The sequence below is a fragment of the Leucobacter albus genome (assembly GCF_039528015.1).
GTDB lineage: Bacteria > Actinomycetota > Actinomycetes > Actinomycetales > Microbacteriaceae > Leucobacter > Leucobacter albus.
In genome coordinates this window covers 1-2,044 of record NZ_BAAAKZ010000018.1, presented here as the reverse complement: position 1 = coordinate 2,044, position 2,044 = coordinate 1, and the positions used below count along the sequence as shown (strand labels likewise).

Genomic DNA, 2,044 nt, shown 5'->3' with positions numbered 1-2,044 from the left:
ATGCTCGGCAACGGTGTCGTCACACAGCAAGCCGTCGCCGCACTTGAATCAATGACCGTCCGGTCTATCTCGGAACCTGAGTACTGGTGAGCCTTACTGGCGCCCGTACTTCGCTGCGTTCTTCGCGCGCACACGACGGCCGATGATGTCGCCCGCAACCCACATGACCGCGCCAGCGACAAGAACAATGCCACCGATCCCAAACATCATTTCCATACGAAACACGGTAACAGGAGAACAACAACCATGACCGAAGAACCAACACCAGAACAGATCGAGCGCGAGAGACTTCTCAGCGTTTTTGAGGAGTATTACTCCGTGCCAGGCCCAGACCAGGACGAATATTACGACCGTGACGGTCTGATCGACGGCCTGGTGGCAGTGGCTGCTGCTGGTGCCGCACCACAGGAACCGGCCGAGGGCCGAGAGTCCCTGAAACGTGTTGCCGAGTTGGCTTCAGCACAGCACATCAAGGAGTCAATCGAAGAGTTCAAAGAAGTAACCAGTCCAGACAATGAACCAAACGATTGGGAAATGGAGTTCTGGCACGCGGGGTACAAACGGGGTGCGTTGGCCATTATTGACCACCAGTACTCTGCCCCGATGCGGGTGGACGAAGCGAAGCTTGCCGAGGTGCTTCTAGATCACGCGATGGACTTTGACCAGAGCCCTCGGCCCGCGGGCCCCAAGGGCTCGGGGTACGTCTGTGAGTGCGGTTTGGAAATCCTAGAACCGCGCACGGGGTCGGGTATCGGCTGGTGGCACCGGAAACACCTAGCAAGCGAGGTCGCTGAGTGGCTGCGGGGTGGTGGGCGGTGACCGCCCCTGATGTGCGTACCGCCGCACAAGAGAAAGCCGTCACCCGCGCCTATAACAGGATCACTGGCCAGGAAGCGCCATGGGGGCCAGAAGAAACGATGGCCGCACTCCGAGAGCTGTGGGGTGCTGCTCTGGTCCGCGAAGGAATCCGCCTCACTGACTTCCGTGGCGACGGCGTCTACCGGGACACGGATGGGGTGATCTGGCAGCGCGTGGAAGACACCAGGGAAGCCGTCGAAACTGCAATCGCGGCCACGGCGGCCCGACTCACGCCGACACGGGAACAGATCGCGGAGGCGCTGTCAGAGAGCTACCAGCAAAAGTACCGGCCATCCGAGCGGCTTCCCGTGAACCATCACGACCTACGGGCAGCCGACGCGGTACTGGCGCTCATGAGCACACCAGCAACCCCCAGCACCGCCCAGAAATGACGAAAGAGCCCCCTGCGAGCCTGCCCCTCCATGACGGAGAAAGCAGGCCCACAGGGGGCTATTCGTGTTTGAGTGCGGATGGCGCGGATGGCGCGGATCGCGCGGGCGGCTCATCGCGGGCGACGGCCTCCCTCGCGACATATCCACCGCGGGAGACACCTCATCTCGCGATGATCGCGCGCCTAGGCTGCGTAGCGGCCCTTGTACGTCGGCGCTGACGCGACTTTGAGGCCAAGGATGTACCCCCACTTCGGGGACACGTACACCTCAAGGAATCGCACGACGGCGTAGCCGATATAACCGGCGCCGGCAGCGACGAGCGTCTGATAGCCGCCGAGATCAACACCGGTGGTGCGGAGCACGACGTCGACGATGAGCGTCACAACGAGGGGGAGCAACGTCGTGCGCACCACCGCGTCCGTGACCTGGACAGTTTTTGAATCTTCAGCCATAACAGGGCTCCCTACCCGAGTGATTTCGTAATAACAGCGATAGCAATGCCCGCAATAACAGACACCAACACGCCAGTAACCAGCACCGGAATCCACGCACTCTTATTCACTGCGGCCTCCACTGCTTTCAACGTTTCTTTCAGTTCCGCGATCTGCTCACCATGATCATCACGCGCCGCAAGTTTCGTCTCAACGTCACGGATGCGGTCGCCGTGGTTCTGCAGGCGCCGCTCGTACTCTTCGTCTTTCAACGACCGATGCTGATCCTTGACAGCGATCGACGTGGTGAGCCGCGCAACCTCCACAACAAGTTCCGTGAGTGTCGCCTGGAACTTCGCAATC

5 protein-coding genes are annotated in these 2,044 nt (G+C 60.7%); 2 read left to right on the top strand and 3 right to left on the bottom strand.

All coding sequences use genetic code 11. The annotated features are described in order from the left end of the window. Positions 1-93: 93 nt before the first annotated feature. Entirely contained in the window at positions 94-216 is a 123-nt protein-coding gene (locus tag ABD115_RS16270; protein WP_259122637.1) for a hypothetical protein, read from the bottom strand. A 30-nt stretch (positions 217-246) separates the two neighbouring features. Here ABD115_RS16270 and ABD115_RS16265 point away from each other — a divergent pair, with 30 nt between their 5' ends. Together ABD115_RS16265 and ABD115_RS16260 are read left to right on the top strand one after the other, a co-directional pair. Continuing rightward, positions 247-819, top strand: a complete 573-nt coding sequence (locus ABD115_RS16265) for a hypothetical protein (protein ID WP_343962816.1) — start codon at positions 247-249, stop codon at positions 817-819. After that, positions 816-1,250 carry a hypothetical protein gene (locus ABD115_RS16260; protein ID WP_343962814.1) on the top strand — a complete coding sequence of 145 codons (435 nt, stop codon included), beginning with the start codon at positions 816-818 and terminating at the stop codon, positions 1,248-1,250. The genes ABD115_RS16265 and ABD115_RS16260 overlap by 4 nt, the downstream gene beginning before the upstream one ends. Before the next feature lie 182 nt (positions 1,251-1,432). Here ABD115_RS16260 and ABD115_RS16255 read toward each other — a convergent pair whose 3' ends face one another. Both ABD115_RS16255 and ABD115_RS16250 read right to left on the bottom strand, forming a co-directional pair. Continuing rightward, positions 1,433-1,702: a hypothetical protein gene (locus ABD115_RS16255; protein WP_343962812.1), complete on the bottom strand. Its 270-nt coding sequence runs from the start codon at positions 1,700-1,702 to the stop codon at positions 1,433-1,435. A gap of 11 nt (positions 1,703-1,713) precedes the next feature. Next, positions 1,714-2,044, bottom strand: a 331-nt coding sequence (locus tag ABD115_RS16250) for a hypothetical protein (protein WP_343962810.1), incomplete at its 5' end; no start/stop codon positions are given.

Bases quoted from the DNA above. Each gene is read 5' to 3' on its own strand.
- ABD115_RS16270 (WP_259122637.1), bottom strand. From the start codon at position 216: ATGGAAATGATGTTTGGGATCGGTGGCATTGTTCTTGTCGCTGGCGCG.
- ABD115_RS16265 (WP_343962816.1), top strand. From the start codon at position 247: ATGACCGAAGAACCAACACCAGAACAGATCGAGCGCGAGAGACTTCTC.
- ABD115_RS16255 (WP_343962812.1), bottom strand. From the start codon at position 1,702: ATGGCTGAAGATTCAAAAACTGTCCAGGTCACGGACGCGGTGGTGCGC.